Here is a 24,492-nt window from a genome sequence, read left to right as displayed (position 1 = left end):
CTTTCTCTAAAAAATTATTTAAATATTTTAATGATCAATTCAGCTTCTGGAATTGGACATTCAGCCCACTGCAACTTATTAATGGCAAAACCTTGAATAAAAGCATAGTAACTGACGGCTAGTTTTAGTGGATTCTCTTGAATAATTTCATTGCACTGTTGTCCCTCTATAATTAGAGGTAATAAGCTACTAACTGGCGATTTGAATTCCTTTGAAGTTAAAAGTTGCTTCACTTCTTCAGGTATAGTGTCAGATGTACTAGCTTGTATCATAATTAAAAATAATAAGATTTGTTTCCCCTCCGATAAACTTTGGAGAATCTGATCTGTCATCCATTTAATTTTCCCTAATGGTGTGCCTTCTTGATGACGTGCCTTTTCTATAATCTGAACAGAACTTTTCGCAGCACGTTGGACTAAAAGCGTAAATATTTCTTCCTTTGATTTAAAATAATGGTACATTAGCCCGTGACTTAAGTTGGCTTCTTTAGCTATCTCACTGATTTTTGTTGCAACCATTCCTCTTCTTGAAAATACCTTTAATGCAGCATTTAATATTTCTTCACGTCTTTGCTCGCGTAGTTCTAAATTTTGAGTTTCGGTTCTTGGCATTATAACACCTCTTTTTGATTGATTAATCAGTCAATATAAAAATAATATAGAGTGCTCTAAACTGTCAAGTAACTTTTTCATTTAATGGTAAAATATAGAATGATAATTCCCTTTATCTAGCGGGGAATTCCTATATCGAAAGAAAGATATTTCCGTACTAATAATGGTATTACGGGATGAGTAAATATAGAATTGCTCCATTAAATTGCCCGATTGTTGAACGAATGTTATTAAATAGAAGTAGCTCATTGGCTACTTCATCATCTGACTCAAAATATTATTTCTTACTCTAAATATCGTCGTACTAGACAAACTCATGTGTTTACCAATAGCTCGCATACTATCCACTATCCCCATCTAGTAACATATGAAGCACTTCTATCTCCCTGGCGCCAATCACATATGGAATTCGCTTTTGTACCTCAATTACCTTACTTTCATACTCCTGAATTCGTTTGTTATTTATATACAATCGTCGTTGCACCTTAATAAATACAGGATCACTAGTACCTCCGCTTGCCTTAGGTAATATTGCCTCAATTCCGTACATTGCTATTTTTGCACCAATGTAACTATTACTATCGACATTTGCTACTGGCTGTCTAGCTTCCTCAATTGTCTTAACCATCCAATGATAATTCTTAATCCACTGCAGTAAATTCTCTTTCGTTACATTAATTTGCACTTGTTTGCCCATTAGGTTAGCCCCCTTAAGCTGTGGTATAATGCTAACGAGAAGGCTTAAATAGCATAATCCAATTCGAGCAATTTATTTTCCAAACAATGTATTATTTCAATGGATCGTGCTATAATTAATATGTCGAAACACTTTAGTGTCTAATGGGAGTGGCTTACCATTACTGATGATGACAGGCATATTGATTCCTACATTTGTACTTACTTGCATTTTAACTGAACTTAAAGGAGTGGATATTATGTCCAAAATCCCATTTCTCTTAAATTTATTAGGTTCTATCATCACTATCTTTGTCTTTCTAAACCAAGCCATTCCCTCTTATAGGTTTAACCTACTGATGAGCTTGTGAAATTCAAGCGAAAAGAAGGAAATATAAAATTGAATTTATTTTATAAAAATATCCTGCTATGGGGTATTTTTTTGATTTCACCACTTATTGCATGACATCTAGTATTTCAAATGTGAGTCAGTTAATTTGCCCTCCTAAATCATTTCAAAAAGTGACCCAATCATCTGGCATAGAAAGCATATAAGCCATAATGCCTTTAGCTTTCCAAGATAGACGGCTGTCATTTAATGCTGTACGATTCATCACTACATAGTTGTTGTTTTTAGCTACTCGGATAATGCCCATTTGCCCTCGCCTCTCCTCTTTTTGTTTTAAAATGTTAGTAGAAATGTGGTATTTCAGTTAGGATATAAAAATTAATTTCCCGGGTAAGCGCAAGAAATGACAAGTTTTACTGTCCATCGACTAATCATCCTCTAAACCTTCGTAGTTCAAGCAACTTAGCCCTCCTGAACGTATTGTAAAATGTCACCTACATCGCATTTCAAAACCTTACATATCGCTTTTAAATCGTTTATTTTGATGCTGTTCGAACGTCCATAATACAGATTTCTAAGTGTAATTATAGGAATACCTGTACATTGGTGAATGTCTCGTATTTTTAGGCTACGTTCGGCCAATAAAATGAAAAATCGAATTTTAATCATAACTACCTCCTAAAAAGGCTTGTTCCCGCTCACAGACTACGAAACTACCGCTTATTTCGATAATTCGATAGTCTGGATAGCGTTTCATATATTCCACTACTAGGCATCTCATTTCGTTTGGATCCTTCGCCTGCTCGAAGATCCAAGCAGGCAGAAGGACTTTGTGTGGTACATTATACATTTACCCTACCTGTTGTTGTTGCATCTTTTGGTGAGCTTGCTGTTGAGCAGCTGCAACTTGCATCAATCCAATACCTTCACGGATTGCTTCATCCGTCTTTTCGCTACTCACCAACCATTTGGTGTAAGGTAAATCCTCTCGCCATATTTGTCCAAGCGTCTTCCCTTGGTGCTTTCCAAATGTCACTATAATAGCGCCAGCCTCTTGTGCATTAGTAGGTAGGGGCATATTATTTCCCTTTGCTTGTTGAGATGCACTTCCTTGATGGTGATTCGAGTAATCATATGTGTTACCGCTAGCGCCATCTGTTATTTTTGATACCACCATTGATTTTACTGCCGGTTGTAATGGTAGTATGCGTAGCAATCTATAAAACGTTATTCGGAAAAATCTTGCCGACAAAGATATATAATTTCTTTATTGGCCCAATTGCCCTACTTGGTTTCTTTGTTTGGGCAATACCAATGAAAACAGGATTTTACGAATTCTTTAGAGCGATGTTTTAATCGCTCTTTTTTCGTTATATCCGCAAATTATTCAGTAAGCTAAATATTTAACAACGCATAAAATTTTGGATTTCGTAAATAACAAGAAAAATACTAAAAGGAATTGTTTAGATGCGAAAAATAATTATCATCTCGTTACTTTTAATGAGCCTTCTCCTCATAAATTCTGCTTTTGCTAAATCCGATACAGAATATTTCCCTCAAGATCAACCACCGAGTGTGATAGAGTTAGCCTTTTTACGCGAATTAGGTATACCAATTCTTGAAACAATGACCTCATACGGTGATAATCAATTATTCGAATTTGGAAGAATCGAAAAGATTGAAAGAAATAGGGAAAATGACTATTATGACGTTAGTTTAAGGGTTATTTCATTTGAAGGTGCGCACAATCCACCGCATAAATTAATTAACATCACTTTTCGTATACCACCAGGTTTACCTTCAGAAAAGTATAAAGTGATTTCAAATAAGGCCGTCATTTCATATAAGGCTAAACACATTACTCCTGAAGAAGTTGAAAAGTTATCTAAATTTACTAATTAACTCACAAATTTTGACTGAACATTTTCATAATGTGCTGCACCGATTTAAGATGTATATTTCCCCTTAATCTTCACAAATTATTATTGAGTGTATCGCACGCACTTGCTGTGGCGTTGGTTGACCGTCACAGCCTCCCTCTTTTTTTATATAATGAACTACCGCCTAACCCTATCGCTATTTATTCCTTAGCATAAAAGTGTATCGTGATTTTTTTATAGATAAATCACTCCTGTTATGCCTTGGATATCTTGCATTGCCCAATGACTCCTTGTATCTTGGGAATTTAGCAACCCATTCCTGGATCACTTGTAATTTAAAGTGATCCCTTTTTATTTTGATGTAAAAAATTCAATGCATGAAGCGCCTAACCAGACCTTTATTCACTGCATAGAATACAGTGTCCTGTAATTTGCTTAAGATATATCACTCTGGCCAATCTTTAGAATTGGCACTTCACATGGCTCTTAGTTTTCATTTTTTGATCACTTTCTTAATTGAGGTGATCCTTTTTTTATTTTTAATGTATAAAATTAAATACAACGTGGTAAAGATAGATGTGTCACTATCACACACTTTTCTTGGGCTATAACGACCTCGCCGTTATAGCCTTTTTTATTTCCTTTTTCAAAGGCTATGAACTATACAAACATAGTAATCCAATCATATAAATAGTAGTGTTAAGCTAGTTTCTTAGTTTGACACCTCTTGATTTGTTGGTTTGGGTCACTCTGGTCCAGTGACCCTCATATAAGATTCTTTTTGGATCACTTACTAGTGTTGTTGGTAAAGATCAGTAACTTCCTGAGTATTACATAATAATTCCTAGTGATAATAAAACCTCTTCTGAACAGACTAATTTGAGGAGGTGAAATCCATGTCAAAAAATCGAAACCAGAACCAAACTACTGACCAAATTAGACAAAAAATCCAGCAAGCTGAAGCGAACAAAAATCAAGCTTCTGGTCTTTTTTCAAATCAAAATTTTATGAATTCAACGAACAACGTAGAATTCGGAACTGAGACTGATGCAAACCAAGTAAGACAACAAGTTCAAAATGCGGAAGCAGAGTACCTCCAAGGAGCATCTGGCCCTAAAGCAAATTATGGTTTTGGAAATAACGTCAATTAATTATTTATCCGGCAGATTTTTTTGCCGGTTTTTGATTTTAATCCCCAAATTTACCACTCAATCGTCACTTCTTCCCTCGGGCTTACGAACAAACAACTCCGTCACTTGGCTATCGTCATGCCAACAACCTTACTAAGTCCGTCTTTAATGCCCTTTGCTAAGTTGTCGATGTCTGGCTTAGTTCTTGGTCTTAACGCACACTTATTTTTAAAAGGATATGAAACCTACACCCATTTTTTCAGCTACTTCTGTATCGTTAGTAACTTTAATTCTAGAAATTTTATTTGCAGGTATAAATATAGATTCTGCTTCCAATTCAATGTTTATCATTCCTAATTCATCTACTTCATAAAAGGTGCCGAAAACTTCTTTGTAAGAATCAGCTTCAATTTCTGGTGTAGAAACTATATCTCCGTTATCTAAATAAAAATAACTTCTTGCTCTCAAAATCACACCAAACTCAGCCCTATCGGTTACTAGTACATGTCAGTGCTCCTCGTTATCTAATGTTCCTGATAAACCTGGTCACCCGCAAACCAGTCCATTATTATTTGTATGGCTGTTTGAGGAAGTTTTCAAAACAAAAGAAAAGCCACATCTTGTTAGACGTGACTTTTAATTGGGTTTACATTAGATTTTTTTAGTTTTATGAAATTTGCTACTGATACCTTTTTCAATGGATTCATATTTAGTAATTCCATTTCCTATTAGCTTCAATTTTGGAACTGTGAAATAAATTATTATTGCAGAAGTAATTCCAATAATAGCACCCACAATAACATCTAAAGGATAATGAACTCCTACCCAAATACGCGAAACTCCGACTAAGATTGCAAGCAAAATCCAGAGTATCCATTTACCTTTTTTAAACAACCAAAAGGACATACAGAATGAAAAAAATAATATGGTATGATCGCTTGGAAAAGAATTATTTATTGCTTTTTCTATCAACTGATTTGTATTCGAAAGGACAGCAAATGGTTGGTGATTAAAATGCAATAATCCAGCAAATTTCCCTATAATTTCAGCCAATACGAAAGCCATACTTGCGCAGATGAGCATTATTTTATTTTCTTTATCTTTGGTAAACCAGAACAAAATAACAAAAGTAGCTAAGAAAACAACTGTGTATTCAGCAATAATAATCATTGGTAAATTGAAGAATTGAAATTCTTTCCCGAGACTATTAAGCATTCTGAATAAGTCATTATTTATTGCCGATATATTCAAGACACTCTCTCCTTTATAGCTTTATAGAGCTATGTTAAACAAAAATATATCTTTAAACCATTGAAAAAGGTGACAATTAATAATGGTATCTAACATTATTGTCACCTTGACTTGTGACTCTTTAAGATTAAAAAAAGACTACCAATTTAGTAGCCTCAATTGCTTGGTTTCTGACATTCACATACAAGCGAACGGTTTTATTTTGTAGATGTTATTTTATTTGCCTTTTCATTTAAAAATATGTTCCTGCCATGTATGTCTTGGCTCGAACAAGTTTATGAAGCGCTGGTTGGTCGTCGGTCTGTCTATTTCTAATATTTAGGATTTTATAAATACTAAGCGAAGAAACCTTTAACGCACCGAACCTACCTCCGAGTTTACAATACAAATTTTCAATCACAAACTATTGTACATGTTTTACATTTGTTCTTTTTGTTACATCTGTTCCTTTTGTTCCACTATCGAGCCACATTGTTGAACAACATTTTTATATTAAATAAATTTATTCTTCAAAAAATATAGTTCGAAGTATACTTTTGGCTTTTTTTAAGTTTTTTCCATCTAATAGTTGCAGCGTCGATGCTAATTCAGTCATATCTGAAGTGGAACGAGATACATCATCAAGAGGTGTTGCTTGTCGAGAACATTTTTCGTCCTTGATCTCTAAAGAAAGCCAAGATGTCTGCATGGCGTCTGTTAAGATAGTTAGTGTCGTCTGTAATGCTTCTTCATCGTATTGCTGTAAAAATTGATGAACACTTGTGTCAATTTCTTGATGAAGTGCATGATGGAATAAGCAAACCTCTCGACCTAAAGCTGTAATACGAAAATAAAGTTCCTTTTTGTTGCTAGGCAAACTCTCAATGATACAATTGCTCCTTCATCATGCAAGTCGTATTCAACGAGCATTCCTTTACCCAAATTCCTATGAGATACTTTGACGAAAAAAGAAAATGGTCTATTAACCATTTTCTTTTTTTGTAAAACAAAAACAATACTTACTAGACAATTGCAAAACAAGTTATATTTTCAAACCATAAATTAACAAAGTAGGTCAAGATTACTTTAGGAAGGAGGATTGAAAATGAGCATTAACAGAAAGGCTACACACAATATGCGGAAAAAGTGCTATTCTTGTGATGATAATGAGAGCCATCATGAGAAAGATACTAATCGCTGTAAAGGTTGTGTTTGTAATCAATTAAAACGTTTACAAACTCAGACTGAAGTTGATCTTTTCTTATTTGGTGGTCAAGTAATAGAAGATGTTATTTTTATTACCTTTGATCAAAATAATTGTTGTGCATTCTTTAATGATCCAGAAACAGAACCTGGTTCAACAATTGCCGTAGATTGCCAAGATATTCAAGCTATTCGATTTGAAGCAGACTAATCTAAGTTATAATTGTTTCCTTCCTTAAATTGTTCAGTAACCTTATTTTCATATGAATTATTTTTAATATTTCACCCATACTAACCATGCTTTAGCCAAAAATAAGAAAAGGATGTGTAAGTATGGGTATTCTTGGTGGAAATCCAAAAGATGAACCATTGCATTATGGTGAAGTATTTAGTGTTTGGACAGGTTTAATGACGGACTACGGCATGATTGCTGGCTATCAAACGTTCTATAATCACGCAGGTGATGAAGATCTTAAAAAAATTATTGAAGATATAATTGAGCTTTGCAGAGATGAAGTAAAACAATTAGAAAAAATACTTAAAACAAATGGTATTGGTTTACCTCCTGCACCACCTGAACGACCTGTAGCAAGATTGGAAGATATTCCTGCAGGCGCAAAGTTTAATGATCCAGAAATAAGCGCTGCACTGTCAGTAGACTTAGCTGCTGGATTAGTAGCATGCAGTCAGGCAATGGGCACATCAACTAGAGAAGATATTGCTTTAATGTATGGTCAATTCCATGCAGCAAAAGCTCTAATCGGTGCTAAACTACTACGTCTTAATAAAAATAAAGGTTGGTTAGTTCCACCACCATTACACGTAGATTATCCAGAAAAATAATATTTATTTACCTGACAAACCGACTCCCCAGTTTAAAACTGGGGTTATTATTTTTCCATAAGCAGATCGAATTCATAATATTTACTCCCTTAATATAAATTATTAAAGGATAGCATAATACTTTTTTCTTTATATTTTTGTATGAATGGGCGTCTACTGGTAAAAAAACAAGAAAAAAAGATCAAGAGCGCAAATGAGCAATCTACCCATTTTTTCGGTTAGCTTTTCAAAAAATTATATAAAAGGTACTAAAAATCCTATTTTAATTTTTAAATATACTTTTTTTAGAAATCTCCACTACAACACTTTTTTATTTCTCTTAGAAGAATATTTATAATTATAATCAACAAAACTTACAAAAATAAAAATTTATAAGCAGCAAAACTTATAGATAGTAGAAATACAAATATTCCAGTGCATATAGATTTAATAAAGTATCTTTTATCATCACTTTTATAATCGAAACTTTTATTAATTATGACTAACCCTAAAAGTGCATATAAAAACCTCCCTCTATTAATCAGGATTTAGATTTAAGTCCACAAAAAATCAGTCGTTGGTTTGTTAATATTAGACGTTTGCCATGTGGTGCTATTACTGACTTTTAAATAAGGTGTATAAAACACTTATAAATAATTTTCATAAAAAAAACCACGAAACATTAATTTAATAACAATCGTGGCTTATTAGTATATTTCCAAACTTTCATTTGGTAGTTGTTGACAGATACGTTATAAATCCCTTTTGCATTAAATCCTCCATAAGTTAAAAAGGAACAACCGCGTCCGAATGTTGAATATCCTAGCTATTGTTTTTGGAAAGTCTATAGACGGAGAAAAACAGAAATATTAATCCTAAAAACAATAGAATTCCACCTGCAATCATATTTGATATTATATATTTGGACTGAATGGAATGGAACTCAGCCGTATCCATACCAACCATAGAATCTAAATATGCATTAGCTGCACCTGCTCCCAGATCAACACTAAACCTTAATACAAAAAAACCTACTAATGTAATAACTATAGTAAATATTAAAAAGCCATATTTCTTCATAAATTGCATCATATCCCCCCTGTTCACTATTTAACAAACTGGCCAGCTTATTAAAGAAGGAGCACAATTTCTTCTCTAGAATTGCACCTATACGGATTAAATAAAACTAATACTTTTTTACTTTATTTATTTCCAAGTACTGTTCATCATTTACTTGCTCAAACTATTTCTGGTTTGCTTTAGTTACTTACAGTTGCTAAATGAAAAGCTCTCCAACTAACCTACTCCGTTAGTTTAAGTAGAAAAATATTATACTTATTATAGAAGTAAAGGACCCGTTATTTCAGATAGCGGAAAGGTATTTATTAAAAGTTATTAAAAATTAAATTGAAGAAACCCAAACATATTCGGTAATATAAAAATCAAAAATAGCCCTGTAAACGAGAAGGTTATAAATCTTTTTCTATCTATACCAAGTCTTAATTCCCAGAGTCCCAGACACACTAAATACAAACCTAACAACATACTAATCATTGGTAATATTACTAAATAAATATTCACTTCATTTCTCCTTTTAATGATTCCGTTTTATATGTATCTCTTTCAACTGTCACAGTCCCTTTGCTTTAATATGCTAGGCATGAATAGAAGTTCCAATTTAAGTAAATCATCCATCAGTAATTAACAAATAATCTTAAACTACATTGCTCCGTTAGTTTAAGAACTGTTCTTCACAATCTCAAGCCAATTTACTTTTTGTATTTTATTCAATATTGGGTTCAGTTGTAATGTAAAAAAACAATTCATAACCATGTTCAAATATTATTCTCGAACCTTTCGACAATAAAGGTAACTTAAGATGACTTTATAATTTCCTCTCTCTTAAAAAATGGCAGCCGATCAAACGGAAATGTCAAGGTGTGCCGTAGCGATTTTCATCTGTTCGATTAGACGATAGCGCAATTCTTCCTCAATAGGAGCGTTGTGGCTTTTCAAGAAACGGACTATAAAGAACCCATCCGGGGCAAGCATGCTCAAAACCAGTTCATGCTGTAAGCCGGTGCTCCCCTTGAATTTTGATTCAATAATAGAGTAATTCTCCTCCTTCATCAGGATATCACTATATTCCAGGGTATTTCCCTCTATATACGCATTTGTATGCTCTTCTATCGAGGCAGCCTCCATCTTTTGAAAGTAATCAAAGGTAAGCTTTTCCGATGTGCAATAGGTAAAGCGCTCCGCTTCAGGATAGTAGCCGATGAACTCACTATCGGTATATGTAAGATAGGTAGCTGGCTTAAAATGCTCAAGATAGATAATATCAATAAAGCGCTTCATATTGTCCAAGTACACGGCTCCGGGTGGTACAACCGCCTTTTCATCCGGTAGAATTTTTCCTTCAAGATCCAAAAAAAGCTCACTATATCTTGCATACTTCATAATCCATATTGTTTTACTTTCTACCTTAAGTTGGACATAGTAGCTGGATATATTGTTCGGGTTTGTCCCGTTTTCATCCTCTTTATTTATACATGTAAACATATGTTTCCGCGTATATGTAAAACTTGCCACCTCCTCATTCATCTCCAATACTTCGAGGTTGAGAATTTCAGATGTAATATTGTAAATTTGAAAGTTCATCATGAGAGAAAAGTGATTTAAAAAGGAGATATCACGGTTGTCTGGATGAAATATTTTCGACAATTGTTCGATTTCCTTATTCGTATATGTTGTTTCCAATTTCCGTAAGAGTTCCTTGATTGTCTTTTCATTTATTTTCGGTTTTCTTTTAAAAAACATATATATACCTCCAGTGAATATCCCAACTATATTAAATTAAAAATCAAATGTAACCTATTTTTCCTATTATATAAAATATTGGTTTAATTTTCATAAGATTTTTAACCTATGTTTTCCCTGAAAAAAGTTTAGTATACATAAGTTTAAATACTATACATTCAGATTCTTTCTTCATTGCATATTGCTTACCCACCAAAATCAATTCAATTTTTAGATAAATACCTAAAAATAAAATCATCTCTAAGAAAAAATAACGAGGTGATTTTTATCAAGCTTTATTTCGAAAACTTAGTTATGCTCAAACAAACTTTACTCTCCTTTCACCACTAAACTACTTTCTCCAACCCTCAAAGCTCATGAATGGTACTGTCACAATTGGTGGCTTCACTTCTTTGTAAGCTTTGGTAAACGCCTGTTTACACGTTTATATTTAGGTAATTTACCGTTTACCAAGTAAATCGATGACACCAGCACTGAATATTCATGAATGCAATGCCCAAAAGTCTAGGAGCTTTTGATTTCCACTTACCATAATGGTAAAGCCGTCTTTATCAGCTTTCAGCCATCTCACTTGCGATGAGAGTTACGAAGCCTAGTATCAAGAGAAGACATCCATACTTTTGTTAGCCGAACAGTTTTACTAGCCTGTTCTTCTACAGGTAAATCGGCTTGTGATTGTACTCGGCCACCTTCTGTTAAAGGGTAGACCACCGAAACTCACTTTTCAGAGCAAAATAAAAACACCCCGCAGGATGTTAAATACTTTTATTGCGCTTTAGTTGTTTTTCAATACCAGCCCGATCAATTTGAATCCAGTATTCTGCTATTTTTTCATTATCAATTCTATATATTGCACTAGCTATTTCAATAACAGGGAGATTTGTCGGCTGATATCCGTCGACCTCTCCAACATGCGTACCAACTTGTTTCCAGCGTACATATACTTTATTTTCTTGTACCATGAATTCTTGGATTTCTAACGAAAAATCGTCATATGCTTCTACCATTTCTTTCACATGGTCTGCATAATCGTTTGGCGTTCTTAAAACCGTTAATTCTTCTTCAGAAATAACTTGATGTGCCCATACTTGTTCTGCCATTAATTCAGTTGCGTAACCAGGATTTTTCCCTGACCGTACTTCCTCAAAAAATTTCTTAACAATTTGTTCTGGTGTCATATTAGTCCTCCGTTATTATACATGATGGCAAGGATTTTAAATTCTCTACTTACTTAATAATAATGTAAGAGTCCACGAATTGGAATCTTCTTCTACAAATTCCACTCTCAAAACCACACCAAATTCTACCTTTCATAAAGCGTTTTGGCTGTTAGATGCAGTTTTCAAAGCGAATTGAAAAGCACCTCAAATAGAGACGCTTTTTAATTAAGGGGGTAACTCAGTAGCTTTTTCAAATCGTAATACAACACCTTCATTTTTTACTTTTTCAAGTTCTTCAATATATTCTTCTTTACGTTCAATGAGTCTGGAATCTAGTGAGTCTTGATAGGTTGGAAAAAGATTATAATCTACTGGTTTACCCATAAAATCACCTCAATTTCTCAAATTTTTACTCATTATAGAATATATTTATATTTTTTTACAATTACTTTAGATACATTTGATTAAATCGACTGACAAGACAACTAAACTTTAGTATTATAAAAATTCACTAACAGTACTTTATTACCTATTATTTATGTGAAATTCAAATAAATAAAAAGCCCCATCTAATGGATGAAGGCTTTTTTATAAAGGTAAAAATATCGTAGCTCACGTCTAGCAACCAAGGTAGAGTTTATACACCATGTTAAATATTGTAATCGAATTGTTTTCGTGCATTTTCGTGTACGTTTACGTGACTTTTGGGTGTATGTCTAAACTTTCATTTGGGAACGTTATGAAGTTTATTTATGTATATGTTATAAATCCTAGCCCCATTTGTTTAAGTACATTTTTTCACAATCTTATAAAGCAACTGTACTTTTAAGGTTGTTTGTATCCTTTAAGAACTTCTCCGTTGGTATTTCTCAATTTTTATTGTTATATTTTCTTCGCTCATTGCTACATTTTCTGTTTCAACAACATTCTTAATAGAATCTTTAACTATTTGTTGAATCATCGTATCATCAACTTTTGCATCCAACGGGATACCTACTGATACATCAATAATTCCACTAGCAGGATTACCGCCTAACATTATTGTTATTGAATTTCTATCAAGTTCCGTTTGTTCTGTAATAGATACTATTATTTTATCTCCTAATTTTGATAATAAATTTGATTCTTCAGATGATAAACTCCCATCATTTTCCTCGTTTTTCGAAGCATCTATTACTGTTACTTCCGGCTCTTCATTACACCCAACTAACAAAATTGAACTAAATAAAATTCCTGAAATTATAGCTACTTTTTTAAACACCTCTTAATTCCCCTTTCAAAAATAAATTACATGTACTACATCATCAATTCTCCACTCCTAAGAGAAACGAAATTAATTGGTAGAAGTTTCCTTAATGAATTGAAATATTTTTAAATTAAACTGCGTCATAAGTTGAAGTATAAGCTTCCTAAAGTAGTTTTGGGACTTTTCTTTGCCTACCGTTGTAAATCCTCATCAATCTGACTAGACCCCTTTAGTTTAAGTAAAATTCCCCACCTGATAAACATAAATACCTCCATAGGGAACGATTACTGAGTAAGTTTCACTCTCTTGTTGTCAGCAATATGATATAGTCAACGGCTTTACACTCACAGACAAGCTGTAGTATGCTTCGAATAATTTCATATACCAACAATGTTTTAGGATTAAAAAGCCAATTTAGAATGGTACTAAAAGATATGAGGCATACTAAAAAGGAGGTATAGGCATGACAGAAAAAGAATACTTAGAATTCAAAAGCATCATTGCAATGGGTGAAGAACTTAATTTTTATTATAATAACGATGAATATTGGATAAGCCATAATCCTGGCAAATCTTATCTATCAAGAACCAGAGATCAATATTCTCAAGAATTCAATGGATATGAAGAGCTCTTTGAAAAAGCAACAATAGAAGGCATAAAATTTTCTGAAATATATCTAAAGTTAATATGGTAAAAATATAATTTTTACAATCAAACAAGCCACTCAAAGTGAGTGGCTTGTTTAGATATTTAAAAAATTCAATAAATTAACGATATCAATCTTTATACGTTTGATTTTTTTTGTTGCTCTACAATTGTTGGTTTAAAGTAGAAGCTTTGCAGTTTTAGCCATACGCATTCAACACAACTAAAGCGTCTCATCCAATTTCTGAATCTGTGAGTGAAAAACTAAATATACATTGCCTAAAATGTCGATTTTGCCGCCCTTTACACGTACAGCGCAATCTTTGTTCGACGCATAAATATCCATTTCTTCCGAAAAGGAAGACAGCTCGTCTTGAATCAATGCGATATTATTCTCAAGATCAAAGTGAGACAGGACGGAAAAGTCGTCAAGGCCGATTCCATCGTAAAATGAGCTTATTTCAACTTTATAGCCAAAGTTTTTCGAGCATAACCATTTAGCAGACATGTTGATTGCACCAGCGCTTGCTCCCATCACAACGGCTCTGCTTTCTTTAATCAAATCTGACAATTCATATTCCATCAGAAACCCATTTTGTTTAAGAGTATCTCCACCCAACAAGAAAATGACTGAAGCATTTTGAATTATGGTTTGTGCATCGTTCTTCTGTACACGATAATTAATTAAATGATATTCATCAAACAAAATGCCTGCCTGGTCAAGCCATGAGCGTTCAGCAGCACCATCTTGTTCATAAAAAAAGGGATTCGAGCTAATCATAGCTAGGGATCTTCTATCAGTTATATCCCACTGTAACACTCTGCTCTATTTGTCGGGAAAAAAATTGTTAAACCAGCCTAAATAATAGTGAGTTTTCATATATACTCCTAGGTATAATCACCATTTCTCATTATATTTATGATTTTTAAAATGAATATACTCTGTATTTTTCATTCTCTTCCAACTACTAATAGCATTCAAAATAACTATAAAGATTACAAATAAAACAGAACCCACCATGAAATGACCAAGGAAAAAAGTAACAAATGCCGCAACCAATAGTGATATTATTAAAACTATGAATAAGATTTGTAATTTCCCCTTCTTCTTTTCATTCATATACTCAACCTCCAAGCAAATGATTTTTCGTGTCTTTTAACATACTAATAAGGTTTATTTTAGCTCAATTTAAAGTATTACACAAAAAAACCTGACATAAATACTCAACAAATATGATCACCTCTAAGAAAACTATTTTACGCTAAATTGTTTTCTCCAATCTCATGAATGGCACTGTTACGCTTGGTGGCTTTCCCTGTTTGATTGCTTTATGGAAATCTTGTTTATAAGTAAGTCCTTAGTCAGACATGTAAGCATTAATACAAGCAGTAAGTTTCTTTTGATACGTATCATCCCATCCATGTAATCTCTACCTTGTCAAAACTTTGGTAACTTTTCATGCACCATGTAAATTGGATGGCAACGGCACTGAATAGCCATTGAAGCAATTTCCAAAAGCATTGGAGCTTTTCATTTCCAAAGAAACAAGCGCCTCTGCCATGGTGCCGCCTACACATGTGTCTGTTTTCATTGGACAGCTTCCTTTTTGCATAATAAAACCCTCCACAGATGAGTGTAAAAGGCTTAAAATCTATTGTATTTTAATTACTTTTACTTATTTTGAAACGATTAAGCATTTAAGTCTGTTATTGAAGGGATAATAATTTCCTTAACACATGAAACTGGTGATAAATTAATCACACATTGCACAATAGATACAATATCTTGTACAGGTATACGTGTACCTTCATATAAATCAATTGCCTTTTCTGCGCCTTCTTCATATGGTACTTCTGCAGCCAGCTCCCCTGGATTAATACAGGTGACAGGGACTTTATCCCCTCTCAAATGTTCACGTAGAGCATTTGTAATGCCTCGTAAGCCGAATTTAGATGCAGCAAATGAAACTTGTGAACTGTTTGTGTGATCTAAGCCTGCAGTTGAACCAATTAAAATGATTTTTCCATTTTTAGCTTGTCTTAAGTTCGGTAGAAGCGCCTGAATATATGTAATGGTCGAAGTTAGATTTATATTGATCAAGTTGGAAATATCTTCAATTTCATCCTTGTCAAATGTATAGTCATCCTCGAAACCACGCTTTTCCCATACGCCAACATTATAAATTAATACATCTATTGCAATGTCTTTTAAGGTTTCCTTTAAAGCAGATATTTGTTGTTGACTTGATAAATCTATTGAGAGCCATTTGCGATTTACACCATCATTAATATCCAAACTTTCTGGTCGTGTTCTTGACACCATCCATACCGTATCTCCCTCTATGGGTAGACCTTTTACAAAGGCGTCGCCAAGCCCTTGACTTGCTCCAAAAATTATAAAGTCTTTACACATCCAATCATCCTCTCCGTTAGCTTTCTTCTTAATTATTTAAGATAGAAAACATCATAGCAATTACATCTATTATATTTACACCACTATTCTTTCACTTCATTCTTTTGACTGAAATTCAAAACTTAGCTTGAGTTTATTTTCCATTTCTTGTTCTAGTTTGCTATACACCCCTTGGGGTGCAGATGTTGTAAAAATGGCTCTGTTTGATTACCAGCGAAGTTAGTCACAATTAGCATGCTTTATTACCGACTCATGAATTTCATAAGTACGCATCCCTTCAACCAAAATAAAAAGCATCCTCAAAAGAGGATGCTATAATAAAATTTGATATTTTTTAACATAATGAAACGATTATTGTAGCTTTAAAATAAAGGTCGGTAGTGACCCCTATAACGTAGCGTGAGAATTCATCTCTTTTTATTAAGTAAGGGTAAGCTTATAAAAAGCATAACAATCCCAAGTATTAAAAAATATAGTGGCATTGCTAAGACTGTTCCATTATGGAAAATACTCATACCATAGATTATAGCGCTGACCAGTAAATAATAACCTAAGCTAAATATCGCACCGGCAGAACCAATGACGTCATGAAAGTCAACGAGCGCTAAGCTTAAACAGTTTGGTAAAGCGGTACCTGTACCAAATAAAATAATGAACACACTAACAATCATAGTTGGCATTTGTATTGCAATCGGTAAAAAATGCACCGATGTAGCGAGCAATGTACCGATAAGCATAATGACTAACCCTCGTACGATAATCTTCTCAGGTTTTATGTGGCTAACAAGTCGTTTAGATAGCATCGCACCGGCAATAGAAGCGAGCGCAACGATAATACCTAAAAAACCATACACCGCACTTGTTAGTGTAAAGTATTGCGTAAAAATAAATGGTGCTTCAGTATAATAGCTAAATAATACACCGTTAATACCACCAATTAATACGCCGTAGCGCCATAGACGCGCATTTGTAATCATGCGCTTCACTATTGGTAGTATAGGCTTCATTTCGATTGGTGTTAGCGCTGTTTCCGGTAAGCGTATATACGCATAGCAAAATACAATAATGCTCATAGCAACTAACACTAAAAATACGACTTTAAAGCCAAAATAAAAGTCGGTAAAACCACCGATTAATGGGCCAAGGGCAGGTGTGAAGGCAAGGGCAGCTGAAATTTGAGCAAACATTTTATGACGCGCAACACCAGAAAAACTTTCGCGTAAAATCGTTTGTGTCACGACAGAGCCAACACTTGCACCAAACGCTTGAATAAAGCGTGCGACTAATAAAACTGCCATTTCATTTGCTACTAAACAAAGTACGTTACCAACAAAATATAAAAACAGCCCATAAAGCATTGCCTTCCGACGACCGATTTTATCGGATAGACGTCCAAAGAAAAATACACCTAAGGCAAAAGCGATAAAGTACACACTCATCGTAAGCTGTGCATCACTCATAGAAGTTTCAAACACTTCAGCAATAGAAGGTAATGATGGGCTAAAAATAGTTTCGCTAATTTGTGGGAAGCCTACTAATACAATCAATAGTAATAAGCTAGGTGTTTTGTTTCCGATGTTTTTCTTCAAAATAATCCTCTCCTAGATAATTATAGGTTTGAAAGAAAAACATCGTAGCTTGGGAAATGGCGGCTTCACGAGTTTGATTTTTTCTAAATCACTCATGAATTCACTTCCTTCTAAATTAATTATACGTAAAATTATACCATCCAATGGGATAAAACGATGTACCTTTTTTATATGTGGTTAATCTTTTTTCTCAGTCGCATGACCATCAATAGGTTTTAACATAATAAAAGGTATTAATATCATAAATAACCAAATGATAATCCGATTTTCCCTTCAATCCTCTACTGGATATGTATACCTTATCATCGTTTCACATTTATAATCCGAGCATTCGAAATAATAGGTTTTTTCAGAGTCAGAACTTACGACTTTCACTTTTTATCTAAAAGGAAAACCATCTTTTTTTGTATATTCTCCAACCTCAATAGATACAATGTTTTCATTTTTTATATTAAGTGATTGGAAAGCCTTCGATGCACCAGTTAATAAAATCTCTTTCTTCTGGAAATCATCATGTTTATGATTATTAAAATAGCCAGCCACACCTATTGAACAAATGAAGAGAATCGTAATAGCTAGAATAGATATAAAATTTGTTAATTTTTTATTGTCCGATTTTACACCTATTACAAATAAACTAATCATAGTTGAAGTACAAATATAAATGACAGTAAATATCATAGTGGTCTTTTTAAATAGAGAAATTTGATAAATAAACAATATAAATAAATACACAAAAAATAAGAAAATCCAGATGGGTATTAGATATTTTATATATAATTTCATATTGGCGCACCTCAAATATTTTATTTACCCAATCCGATTTTAACATAAATATCCAACTAAAAATTACCTGTAAACAAAAAAACTAACTAGGTGATGTGATTCTCACCCATCACTAATAAATTGTTTTCTCCAATCCTCGTAGTTCAAGGATGGCACAGTTACACATGGAGGCTTTACCAGTTTGTACACTTAGTTAAAGACTTTCTTATTAGATTTACCATAAATCTGTCATGTCGTGTATAGTCCTTTTTAGAAAAGCTTCTAATTCGAGCTGTAGCATTTTCAAACGCTGCGGCATTTTTGTGTTACAATTAAATTAACAAAATTTAGGAGGTTCATTAATGCTTGGTGTCACTTATGTAGTCTTCACCTTCGCAATAGCAGCGACTGTCATTGCCGTACTTAATGACATGAAGATCAAGAAATTAGAAAAACGTATCGAAGCACTTGAAAGAAATAAGTGATTTTAATATATAGTTGAATTATAGTGAAATGTTTATTCTCTCTATTTTTGTTTAATCCTCATATTGTTCAGTAACACACTAAACGCAAACAAAGACTTACTGTTATTTTTATTGTATTAACAAGACCATTAACATTCGTCAGTATAGACCTTACTTAAATTGATTGATAATTAATCGCGGTGAAATAAGTTTTGTCTATCTACTGCTGACGAATCGCCGTATGCGATGATAAAGCCGTGATAGAAAGACAGTAAAAGTTGAGAATAGCGATATAATTGCACCTATAGTAGCTGTTACCCCTATTCATGATCTTCACTTTATATTTGATATTGGCAAACAAGCTTATATTGGTGGTGTTCCAGTTCAAACGGAGCCGATGTTGCGGCTCAGATTACAACGTTTTATCTTCGGCTATTTACGATACTAATAACCACCAAATACTAGTAAATATGAGTCTGGTTCACATTTATGATGCTGTAATATTAAAAAATACCATTACTGACCAAGCAGGAAATAACCTTTTTGCTACAAGTGCAAAATGGATACCTCATTCTCCATTAGCAAAACGATGGGTGAAGCAATAAACAAATGTTTATTGTATTATGCTATGAATTTGAACCTCACCATTTAGGTGAGGTTGCTTTTAACACAATCCCCCTCCGCACTACTCAATATCCTTCAATTACTCACCTAGCACATCCGCAAATTACCAAACTGCTCAAGCTCTTTTCCCATGCTCCTTAGTTCTCTATAAACCTTGCATCCTCCGCATTTCTTACTAAGGTCATCTTCTCGTTTCGTACACCCTATGCATTTGAGAAAAGCTATTTGATCCTGATAATTGATTAATCTAGCTATACGTTGTGTAATTTCCTTGCGTACTACTTTCAGTTCTAGTCACCTCAATTGTCACCGATGTCATGAGATAAATTTTATCAGCATGTAGCTTTTTTGGCTCTGTACTCAACTAAGCCGGATTGTTGTTGCAACGCTACGAGCTTTATAAAGTCTTTGAAATCTCAACTCTTTGGAGCATCGTATGTTTTAACATTCTTTCCATCCCTTTTAAAGTAAGGTCGTTCTTGTGGTTGAACGGCACTTGATATTTCAATTTTAGAACGCTCCTGTTTGCCGTCCTACACAATTTCAAAAGGATTTTGATAAAGCCAAAGAATTTCACATTTATATTGTGCCGCTTCAAGAAGCCTTCATTCCTTTAGCATAGTCCTCCCTTGGGTTATTAAATGCTATTCAAATTTGTGGTCTTTAAGTTAGGAAATAAAAAAATATTTCCCGGGTAAGCGCAAGAAACGACAAGTTTTACTTTTCAGTAACCGCATCTATTATTTACTTTAACTCTTCGTCTGACTTTTACGTTTTTTCTTTATAGGTTTACCTAATCGGTTCGTTTTTTTATTAACAACTGCTTCATTGCTTCCATTTCCCGATAATCACCTTGACCAATAAGGAATAAATTAAATCTTTTCCTTCATTAAGGACAAGCAAGGATGATTGATCACTTGTTTTTAAAACCTATAATTTGTAATAAAGTACTATAATTTGCAAAAATATATGTTACAATTGCCTTTACAAGATGGGATATGACAGGAATAAGAATTAGAAATCATAGGGGAAAAAATTGAATATTTTGTGTACCCTATTTTGAGAATTACGGAAAGGATATTTAGATTGTTTTAGGCATGTGTCGGAGTGGCTTGTCTTAGGAGAGGAGATAAAAAAATGATTGAATTTCGAAAAATAACCGGGAATAACATAGATGAAGTAATAGCACTTGAAGTTGGTGAAAACCAGAAAGACTTTATAGAAACTACTAACCTCAGAAGCTTTGCAGACGCTCATATGTTGAACGCAGACGGGATACCAGCGACTCCCATTGCCATTTATGCTGATGGTGTAGCGGTCGGATTTTTGATGTATATTTATGATACGTTGGATCATGAATCATTTGAAAATGAAGTTTTTTACGGGAAGAAGTGCTATTTTATTTGGCATATTATGATTGAAAAGAGTTATCAAGGAAAAGGACATGGTAAAGTTGCATTTGAAAAAATGTTGAAGGATATCGAAACCATGCCATATGGGGAAGCAGAATATGTAGCCCTCTTTTATAGAACAAGTAATGTCATAGCTAAAACATTATATGCCTCCTTTGGTTTCTTAGATACAGGAATCATTCAGGAGAATTCGATGATGGCGATTAAAATTCTAGATGAGAAAATAGTAGAATCAATAGTAGAATAGGATCTCGGAAAGAAATGTAAGCTTTCAACGTCTTAACCCATAATATCTTCTATGTGCGAACACTTATTTTTTACACCGGCATCGATGAGCGTTATTGAACTAAAGCCCCCATTAGTCACAGTAAAATACTACACTAGCTTTAGTTTTTATTATCAACTTATCATTTTTTTTGATTTTCTGCGTTTTAACTACATAACCTGTTAATCCTAGTGAAGCACTATAGCTGTTCTAACCCCACTGCTTTGTTTCCATATCGAAACAATGTTCTAAGTTCTTCTTTAACTAACCTGCTTCGTTAGTTTAATTAAGAAAAAGAGCTGCGTATGCTATTCAAGAATCTTTATGTAACACTACCTTCCTTAAACTATTATTTTTCTATTATAAAAAAGAAACCTATTCCATTTTCTTGTGGTACAAATCCTCTATAACGGACATTTTTTCCTCCATTGTTTGTTCCTCTGCTGTAATTACAGCGATAAAATATCCTAGGCCTTTTCAAATTATCTTTTCACACAGTTTTTTTCTTCATATCAAGCTCCTGTTAGCTGTATCAAACACATAATAATGATGTTAAAGGAGATAATAAATAAAGATTTAACAGGAAAGGATGTATCAATGTGGATTTCTTTCATGGTCAAGAATCTCTTACAGCAATACAATGGATTCTAAGGGCGATTGTTACTTTTTTCTTTTTACTTTTTGCAACAAAAATTATGGGGCAACGTTCAATTGCTCAGTTGGGGTTACTAGATTTTGTTATGGCAATAACTCTTGGAAATATCATTGCTCATCCCTTGTCTGATGAAGGATTAGGATTAAAGGGTTCCATGATTACCATGTCGGTTTTAATTATTTTATATTTACTCGGGGTATTATTGAGTATGAAATGGATTTCGTTTCGACATTTTATGGACCCACCTCCGATTCCACTAATTCAAAACGGGAAAATTGTTTCCGCAAACTTACGAAAGGCCAGGATTACTATTGATTTTCTTTTATCAGAGTTAAGAAAAGAAAAGATAGAAGATATTCAAAAAATTGCTCTTGCATTATGGGAACCAGACGGATCTATTTCAAGTTTTATCTATCCACAACACCAAACTCCAACGAGAACAGATTTAAAGGTAGTACCTGAACCTTTTTCGATCCCTTCTGTCCTCATTCAAGAAGGGAAAATTGATTACCATGAGTTAAAAAAATCTAAGTTTTCTGAAGATTGGTTAATAAATAACCTTACATCAATATATAACGTAGACATTAAAGATGTTATATTAGCGACAATTGACCAAAACGATAACTTGCAAGTTTTTCTGTACAAATAAAGGATTTACTTTGTTTATGAAGTGAATCCTAAAAAGGAAATACTTGAATAACCTGTTAGCTTAAATGCTATTTCAATATCTAAAGGTTTTTATATTAGAACCAATTCCCCCTCTTATCCCACTTTTCCCACTTTTCCGTAACCCTACAGCCCTCCTTTACATACATGTTGTTCTGACTGTATTCAACTGGCTATTTCACCTTCCATTCTACATCCATCGCTTTAACTTGATTATCACTAGATGTCAAAATACGCATAGGCGTCCCATACGTTTCGTCAACCTCCGCTCGTCATGCCATGCTCCCCATGTGATTTCAGGTAGGCACAGTGGTCGCAATATTACTTGTCCATGACTATAGGTCATTTTTGGCTTTGAAATTTTTATAATTATAAATTAAAACGATTACCTTACGAACCCTGCTCGAATACTGATGCAGATGTTGTAAAAAAATCTCTTTCCGATTATCCGTAACGACTTTCATCTTAATTACATATACATACATTTTCACAAAAGTAAAAGCATCCTCAGAAGAGAACATTTTGTTAAGTATTAAGCTCTTCACTGAACAATATAGCCGTTAGCATGAAACTTCAAAAAATCAACAAGCCTGATGGCATACCTTTAGGAAGTGTGATTTTTCCTGGACTAACCCATGAAGAATTAAACTTAAAGGATTAAATTTTACTCCGCAGTCTGTACTTATTGATATGGAACTTAATTTAGATTCCCAGGCAATATTAGAAGAAAAGCTAATTTCCAATACATTGTCTAGGTTTACTGAACATAATAATTACACTAAGTATCTACTTGCTTCTTATTTTAGTTCACTCATCAATGCAGCAATTTCTGACTACGGAGTGTTGTTTCGCTTAAGGTTTCACATCTAAACAGAACGAACATCCACCACAAAGTAACAAAGAGTTACATCTTCATTATAATTAACATGCTTACTTGATTTCCTCAGCCAACTCCAAAATAATTCCCTCTGGACCACGAACGTAGCATAGTTTATAACTTTCTTCATACTGCTGTATCTCACTAAAGATTTCCGTACCATTCTTTTTCAATTTGGTAACAACAGTTTCAATATCTTCAACAGTAAATGCAATATGGCGGATACCCAGTGTATTTGCAAGGGGATGCTGCATGTCAGTTTCATCTGACGGCGAATAAAATTTGATTAGTTCTATCCATGTCTGACCGTCTGATGTTCCCATTCCAACACACGCTACTTTAGCGTCATTAAGCCCTACTGCATATCCCATTAACTCTCCTTCCATATCCCATTCCGCTTTCACTTCAAGCCCAAAATCGACAAAAAACTCTTTAGCGGCAGAGAGATTGTTTACGATTACACCTACATGATCTATTCTTTTGATTTTCAAATTTCATACCTCCTATTTTCCCTGTAATTATCCAATATAATGTATACAAATGATAGTATTAACAAGGGGTTTATTAATAAACAAAATTATACTATTTCATTTTATTGATGATTTTGCGGTTTTTATGATGTTATTAGTTACATAAATTACAAATAGAGGTGCTCTTCGGGACAATTTTCTTATTTTCATCCATTTGGGATTAATTCAAAAATAATAATGCGTCTTTGCATGAAAACTTTCTCTTCTCCTTATCGCTAACTTTTTTTTATTCATTAGGAGGGATTTCATTGACTGATAAAAATAGAACATTACTTAGCTCAGTTAGTAGTTTGGCATTATTTACTTTAGGAGCATATAGAATCTTTACAAACAACTTAGAAGCTATGTCAATACTGTAGCGTATATTTTTTAATTGGTGATTTAATACCTTTTATTTCTAGAATAGCAAAATTGCCTAAAATCAATCGAACTTAGCGTTGTATATTGCAACGCTTTTTTAT

At 33.6% G+C, this 24,492-nt stretch carries 29 protein-coding genes and 1 pseudogene; 8 read left to right on the top strand and 22 right to left on the bottom strand.

What is annotated here, in order from left to right:
• Positions 1-14: 14 nt before the first annotated feature.
• The 5 genes and pseudogenes from ACIQXJ_RS06395 to ACIQXJ_RS06375 form a co-directional block, all read right to left on the bottom strand.
• Positions 15-611: a TetR/AcrR family transcriptional regulator gene (locus tag ACIQXJ_RS06395; RefSeq protein WP_403051045.1), complete on the bottom strand. Its 597-nt coding sequence runs from the start codon at positions 609-611 to the stop codon at positions 15-17.
• 340 nt (positions 612-951) lie between these two features.
• Positions 952-1,308, bottom strand: coding sequence for a hypothetical protein (locus ACIQXJ_RS06390; RefSeq protein WP_403051042.1), 357 nt, complete (start codon positions 1,306-1,308; stop codon positions 952-954).
• Positions 1,309-1,804: 496 nt separating this feature from the next.
• Positions 1,805-1,942, bottom strand: a pseudogene (locus ACIQXJ_RS06385) (DNA-binding protein); the annotation flags it as partial.
• Positions 1,943-2,097: 155 nt separating this feature from the next.
• On the bottom strand, positions 2,098-2,304 hold the full coding sequence (locus tag ACIQXJ_RS06380) for a helix-turn-helix domain-containing protein (RefSeq protein WP_403051039.1): 207 nt from the start codon (positions 2,302-2,304) through the stop codon (positions 2,098-2,100).
• Positions 2,305-2,485: 181 nt separating this feature from the next.
• Entirely contained in the window at positions 2,486-2,812 is a 327-nt protein-coding gene (locus tag ACIQXJ_RS06375) for a hypothetical protein (RefSeq protein WP_403051036.1), read from the bottom strand.
• A 290-nt stretch (positions 2,813-3,102) separates the two neighbouring features.
• On the opposite strand from ACIQXJ_RS06375, the gene ACIQXJ_RS06370 reads away from it, so the two are divergent.
• Positions 3,103-3,537 carry a hypothetical protein gene (locus ACIQXJ_RS06370; RefSeq protein WP_403051033.1) on the top strand — a complete coding sequence of 145 codons (435 nt, stop codon included), beginning with the start codon at positions 3,103-3,105 and terminating at the stop codon, positions 3,535-3,537.
• 874 nt (positions 3,538-4,411) lie between these two features.
• Positions 4,412-4,666 carry a hypothetical protein gene (locus ACIQXJ_RS06365; RefSeq protein WP_403051030.1) on the top strand — a complete coding sequence of 85 codons (255 nt, stop codon included), beginning with the start codon at positions 4,412-4,414 and terminating at the stop codon, positions 4,664-4,666.
• Between the two features lie 101 nt (positions 4,667-4,767).
• Here the strand turns inward: ACIQXJ_RS06365 and ACIQXJ_RS24100 are convergent, their stop codons facing one another.
• The 4 genes from ACIQXJ_RS24100 to ACIQXJ_RS06345 all read right to left on the bottom strand — a co-directional run bounded on the left by ACIQXJ_RS24100 (position 4,768) and on the right by ACIQXJ_RS06345 (position 6,752).
• On the bottom strand, positions 4,768-4,836 hold the full coding sequence (locus tag ACIQXJ_RS24100; protein ID WP_483869686.1) for a hypothetical protein: 69 nt from the start codon (positions 4,834-4,836) through the stop codon (positions 4,768-4,770).
• 37 nt (positions 4,837-4,873) lie between these two features.
• Entirely contained in the window at positions 4,874-5,119 is a 246-nt protein-coding gene (locus tag ACIQXJ_RS06355) for a hypothetical protein (protein ID WP_403051027.1), read from the bottom strand.
• Between the two features lie 177 nt (positions 5,120-5,296).
• A complete protein-coding gene (locus tag ACIQXJ_RS06350) occupies positions 5,297-5,896 on the bottom strand; it encodes an undecaprenyl-diphosphatase (protein ID WP_403051024.1) in 600 nt (199 codons plus the stop codon).
• A 502-nt stretch (positions 5,897-6,398) separates the two neighbouring features.
• On the bottom strand, positions 6,399-6,752 hold the full coding sequence (locus ACIQXJ_RS06345) for a hypothetical protein (protein WP_403051021.1): 354 nt from the start codon (positions 6,750-6,752) through the stop codon (positions 6,399-6,401).
• Between the two features lie 228 nt (positions 6,753-6,980).
• On the opposite strand from ACIQXJ_RS06345, the gene ACIQXJ_RS06340 reads away from it, so the two are divergent.
• Together ACIQXJ_RS06340 and ACIQXJ_RS06335 are read left to right on the top strand one after the other, a co-directional pair.
• Complete coding sequence (locus tag ACIQXJ_RS06340) at positions 6,981-7,289, top strand: hydrolase (RefSeq protein ID WP_403051018.1); 309 nt, start codon at positions 6,981-6,983, stop codon at positions 7,287-7,289.
• A 122-nt stretch (positions 7,290-7,411) separates the two neighbouring features.
• Positions 7,412-7,921, top strand: coding sequence for a DUF3231 family protein (locus ACIQXJ_RS06335; protein ID WP_403051015.1), 510 nt, complete (start codon positions 7,412-7,414; stop codon positions 7,919-7,921).
• 801 nt (positions 7,922-8,722) lie between these two features.
• Here ACIQXJ_RS06335 and ACIQXJ_RS06330 read toward each other — a convergent pair.
• The 6 genes from ACIQXJ_RS06330 to ACIQXJ_RS06305 all read right to left on the bottom strand — a co-directional run bounded on the left by ACIQXJ_RS06330 (position 8,723) and on the right by ACIQXJ_RS06305 (position 13,141).
• On the bottom strand, positions 8,723-8,989 hold the full coding sequence (locus tag ACIQXJ_RS06330; RefSeq protein WP_403051012.1) for a hypothetical protein: 267 nt from the start codon (positions 8,987-8,989) through the stop codon (positions 8,723-8,725).
• Positions 8,990-9,820: 831 nt separating this feature from the next.
• Complete coding sequence (locus tag ACIQXJ_RS06325) at positions 9,821-10,720, bottom strand: hypothetical protein (RefSeq protein ID WP_403051009.1); 900 nt, start codon at positions 10,718-10,720, stop codon at positions 9,821-9,823.
• A gap of 567 nt (positions 10,721-11,287) precedes the next feature.
• Positions 11,288-11,431: a structural protein gene (locus ACIQXJ_RS06320; protein ID WP_403051006.1), complete on the bottom strand. Its 144-nt coding sequence runs from the start codon at positions 11,429-11,431 to the stop codon at positions 11,288-11,290.
• Between the two features lie 44 nt (positions 11,432-11,475).
• Complete coding sequence (locus ACIQXJ_RS06315; RefSeq protein WP_403051003.1) at positions 11,476-11,898, bottom strand: ester cyclase; 423 nt, start codon at positions 11,896-11,898, stop codon at positions 11,476-11,478.
• A gap of 207 nt (positions 11,899-12,105) precedes the next feature.
• On the bottom strand, positions 12,106-12,264 hold the full coding sequence (locus ACIQXJ_RS06310; protein WP_403051001.1) for a hypothetical protein: 159 nt from the start codon (positions 12,262-12,264) through the stop codon (positions 12,106-12,108).
• Between the two features lie 460 nt (positions 12,265-12,724).
• Positions 12,725-13,141 (bottom strand): topoisomerase, encoded by a 417-nt coding sequence (locus ACIQXJ_RS06305; RefSeq protein WP_403050998.1) that lies wholly within the window; start codon positions 13,139-13,141, stop codon positions 12,725-12,727.
• Positions 13,142-13,589: 448 nt separating this feature from the next.
• On the opposite strand from ACIQXJ_RS06305, the gene ACIQXJ_RS06300 reads away from it, so the two are divergent.
• Complete coding sequence (locus ACIQXJ_RS06300; RefSeq protein WP_403050995.1) at positions 13,590-13,820, top strand: hypothetical protein; 231 nt, start codon at positions 13,590-13,592, stop codon at positions 13,818-13,820.
• A 174-nt stretch (positions 13,821-13,994) separates the two neighbouring features.
• Here the strand turns inward: ACIQXJ_RS06300 and ACIQXJ_RS06295 are convergent, their stop codons facing one another.
• The 6 genes from ACIQXJ_RS06295 to ACIQXJ_RS06270 form a co-directional block, all read right to left on the bottom strand.
• The gene (locus tag ACIQXJ_RS06295) at positions 13,995-14,591 is read right to left on the bottom strand and encodes a Type 1 glutamine amidotransferase-like domain-containing protein (protein ID WP_403050992.1); all 597 of its coding nucleotides are present in this window, start codon (positions 14,589-14,591) and stop codon (positions 13,995-13,997) included.
• Positions 14,592-14,669: 78 nt separating this feature from the next.
• Positions 14,670-14,891 carry a hypothetical protein gene (locus ACIQXJ_RS06290; RefSeq protein ID WP_403050989.1) on the bottom strand — a complete coding sequence of 74 codons (222 nt, stop codon included), beginning with the start codon at positions 14,889-14,891 and terminating at the stop codon, positions 14,670-14,672.
• A 337-nt stretch (positions 14,892-15,228) separates the two neighbouring features.
• Complete coding sequence (locus ACIQXJ_RS06285) at positions 15,229-15,384, bottom strand: hypothetical protein (protein ID WP_403050986.1); 156 nt, start codon at positions 15,382-15,384, stop codon at positions 15,229-15,231.
• A 77-nt stretch (positions 15,385-15,461) separates the two neighbouring features.
• Positions 15,462-16,184, bottom strand: a complete 723-nt coding sequence (locus tag ACIQXJ_RS06280) for an SDR family NAD(P)-dependent oxidoreductase (RefSeq protein ID WP_403050984.1) — start codon at positions 16,182-16,184, stop codon at positions 15,462-15,464.
• Between the two features lie 407 nt (positions 16,185-16,591).
• Positions 16,592-17,773: a multidrug effflux MFS transporter gene (locus ACIQXJ_RS06275; RefSeq protein WP_403050981.1), complete on the bottom strand. Its 1,182-nt coding sequence runs from the start codon at positions 17,771-17,773 to the stop codon at positions 16,592-16,594.
• Between the two features lie 378 nt (positions 17,774-18,151).
• A complete protein-coding gene (locus ACIQXJ_RS06270; RefSeq protein ID WP_403050979.1) occupies positions 18,152-18,559 on the bottom strand; it encodes a hypothetical protein in 408 nt (135 codons plus the stop codon).
• A gap of 341 nt (positions 18,560-18,900) precedes the next feature.
• Between ACIQXJ_RS06270 and ACIQXJ_RS06265 the strand changes: the two genes are divergently transcribed.
• The 3 genes from ACIQXJ_RS06265 (at position 18,901) to ACIQXJ_RS06255 (ending at position 22,607) form a co-directional block, all read left to right on the top strand.
• The gene (locus ACIQXJ_RS06265; protein ID WP_403050976.1) at positions 18,901-19,023 is read left to right on the top strand and encodes a hypothetical protein; all 123 of its coding nucleotides are present in this window, start codon (positions 18,901-18,903) and stop codon (positions 19,021-19,023) included.
• A gap of 1,740 nt (positions 19,024-20,763) precedes the next feature.
• The gene (locus tag ACIQXJ_RS06260) at positions 20,764-21,285 is read left to right on the top strand and encodes a GNAT family N-acetyltransferase (protein ID WP_403050973.1); all 522 of its coding nucleotides are present in this window, start codon (positions 20,764-20,766) and stop codon (positions 21,283-21,285) included.
• Between the two features lie 617 nt (positions 21,286-21,902).
• Positions 21,903-22,607 (top strand): DUF421 domain-containing protein, encoded by a 705-nt coding sequence (locus ACIQXJ_RS06255; RefSeq protein ID WP_403050970.1) that lies wholly within the window; start codon positions 21,903-21,905, stop codon positions 22,605-22,607.
• Between the two features lie 947 nt (positions 22,608-23,554).
• On the opposite strand, the gene ACIQXJ_RS06250 is transcribed toward ACIQXJ_RS06255, so the two are convergent.
• Positions 23,555-23,992: a VOC family protein gene (locus tag ACIQXJ_RS06250; protein WP_403050967.1), complete on the bottom strand. Its 438-nt coding sequence runs from the start codon at positions 23,990-23,992 to the stop codon at positions 23,555-23,557.
• Between the last annotated feature and the right edge of the window lie 500 nt (positions 23,993-24,492).

It is taken from the genome of Lysinibacillus sp. NPDC097868 (assembly GCF_044761135.1).
Taxonomy (GTDB): Bacteria; Bacillota; Bacilli; order Bacillales_A; family Planococcaceae; genus Lysinibacillus.
The sequence above is the reverse complement of the archived record's forward strand: the minus strand, read 5'-3'. Positions and strand labels throughout refer to the sequence as shown.

What these genes read in the sequence shown, in the direction of transcription:
- ACIQXJ_RS06310 (WP_403051001.1), bottom strand. Translation starts at nt 12,264, where the DNA reads ATGGGTAAACCAGTAGATTATAATCTTTTTCCAACCTATCAAGACTCA.
- ACIQXJ_RS06260 (WP_403050973.1), top strand. Translation starts at nt 20,764, where the DNA reads ATGATTGAATTTCGAAAAATAACCGGGAATAACATAGATGAAGTAATA.
- ACIQXJ_RS06325 (WP_403051009.1), bottom strand. Translation starts at nt 10,720, where the DNA reads ATGTTTTTTAAAAGAAAACCGAAAATAAATGAAAAGACAATCAAGGAA.
- ACIQXJ_RS06375 (WP_403051036.1), bottom strand. Translation starts at nt 2,812, where the DNA reads ATGGTGGTATCAAAAATAACAGATGGCGCTAGCGGTAACACATATGAT.
- ACIQXJ_RS06340 (WP_403051018.1), top strand. Translation starts at nt 6,981, where the DNA reads ATGAGCATTAACAGAAAGGCTACACACAATATGCGGAAAAAGTGCTAT.
- ACIQXJ_RS06270 (WP_403050979.1), bottom strand. Translation starts at nt 18,559, where the DNA reads ATGAAATTATATATAAAATATCTAATACCCATCTGGATTTTCTTATTT.
- ACIQXJ_RS06330 (WP_403051012.1), bottom strand. Translation starts at nt 8,989, where the DNA reads ATGCAATTTATGAAGAAATATGGCTTTTTAATATTTACTATAGTTATT.
- ACIQXJ_RS06395 (WP_403051045.1), bottom strand. Translation starts at nt 611, where the DNA reads ATGCCAAGAACCGAAACTCAAAATTTAGAACTACGCGAGCAAAGACGT.
- ACIQXJ_RS06280 (WP_403050984.1), bottom strand. Translation starts at nt 16,184, where the DNA reads ATGTGTAAAGACTTTATAATTTTTGGAGCAAGTCAAGGGCTTGGCGAC.
- ACIQXJ_RS06370 (WP_403051033.1), top strand. Translation starts at nt 3,103, where the DNA reads ATGCGAAAAATAATTATCATCTCGTTACTTTTAATGAGCCTTCTCCTC.
- ACIQXJ_RS06290 (WP_403050989.1), bottom strand. Translation starts at nt 14,891, where the DNA reads ATGAATGAAAAGAAGAAGGGGAAATTACAAATCTTATTCATAGTTTTA.
- ACIQXJ_RS06265 (WP_403050976.1), top strand. Translation starts at nt 18,901, where the DNA reads ATGCTTGGTGTCACTTATGTAGTCTTCACCTTCGCAATAGCAGCGACT.
- ACIQXJ_RS06300 (WP_403050995.1), top strand. Translation starts at nt 13,590, where the DNA reads ATGACAGAAAAAGAATACTTAGAATTCAAAAGCATCATTGCAATGGGT.
- ACIQXJ_RS06390 (WP_403051042.1), bottom strand. Translation starts at nt 1,308, where the DNA reads ATGGGCAAACAAGTGCAAATTAATGTAACGAAAGAGAATTTACTGCAG.
- ACIQXJ_RS06365 (WP_403051030.1), top strand. Translation starts at nt 4,412, where the DNA reads ATGTCAAAAAATCGAAACCAGAACCAAACTACTGACCAAATTAGACAA.
- ACIQXJ_RS06380 (WP_403051039.1), bottom strand. Translation starts at nt 2,304, where the DNA reads ATGATTAAAATTCGATTTTTCATTTTATTGGCCGAACGTAGCCTAAAA.
- ACIQXJ_RS06315 (WP_403051003.1), bottom strand. Translation starts at nt 11,898, where the DNA reads ATGACACCAGAACAAATTGTTAAGAAATTTTTTGAGGAAGTACGGTCA.
- ACIQXJ_RS06335 (WP_403051015.1), top strand. Translation starts at nt 7,412, where the DNA reads ATGGGTATTCTTGGTGGAAATCCAAAAGATGAACCATTGCATTATGGT.
- ACIQXJ_RS06285 (WP_403050986.1), bottom strand. Translation starts at nt 15,384, where the DNA reads ATGCAAAAAGGAAGCTGTCCAATGAAAACAGACACATGTGTAGGCGGC.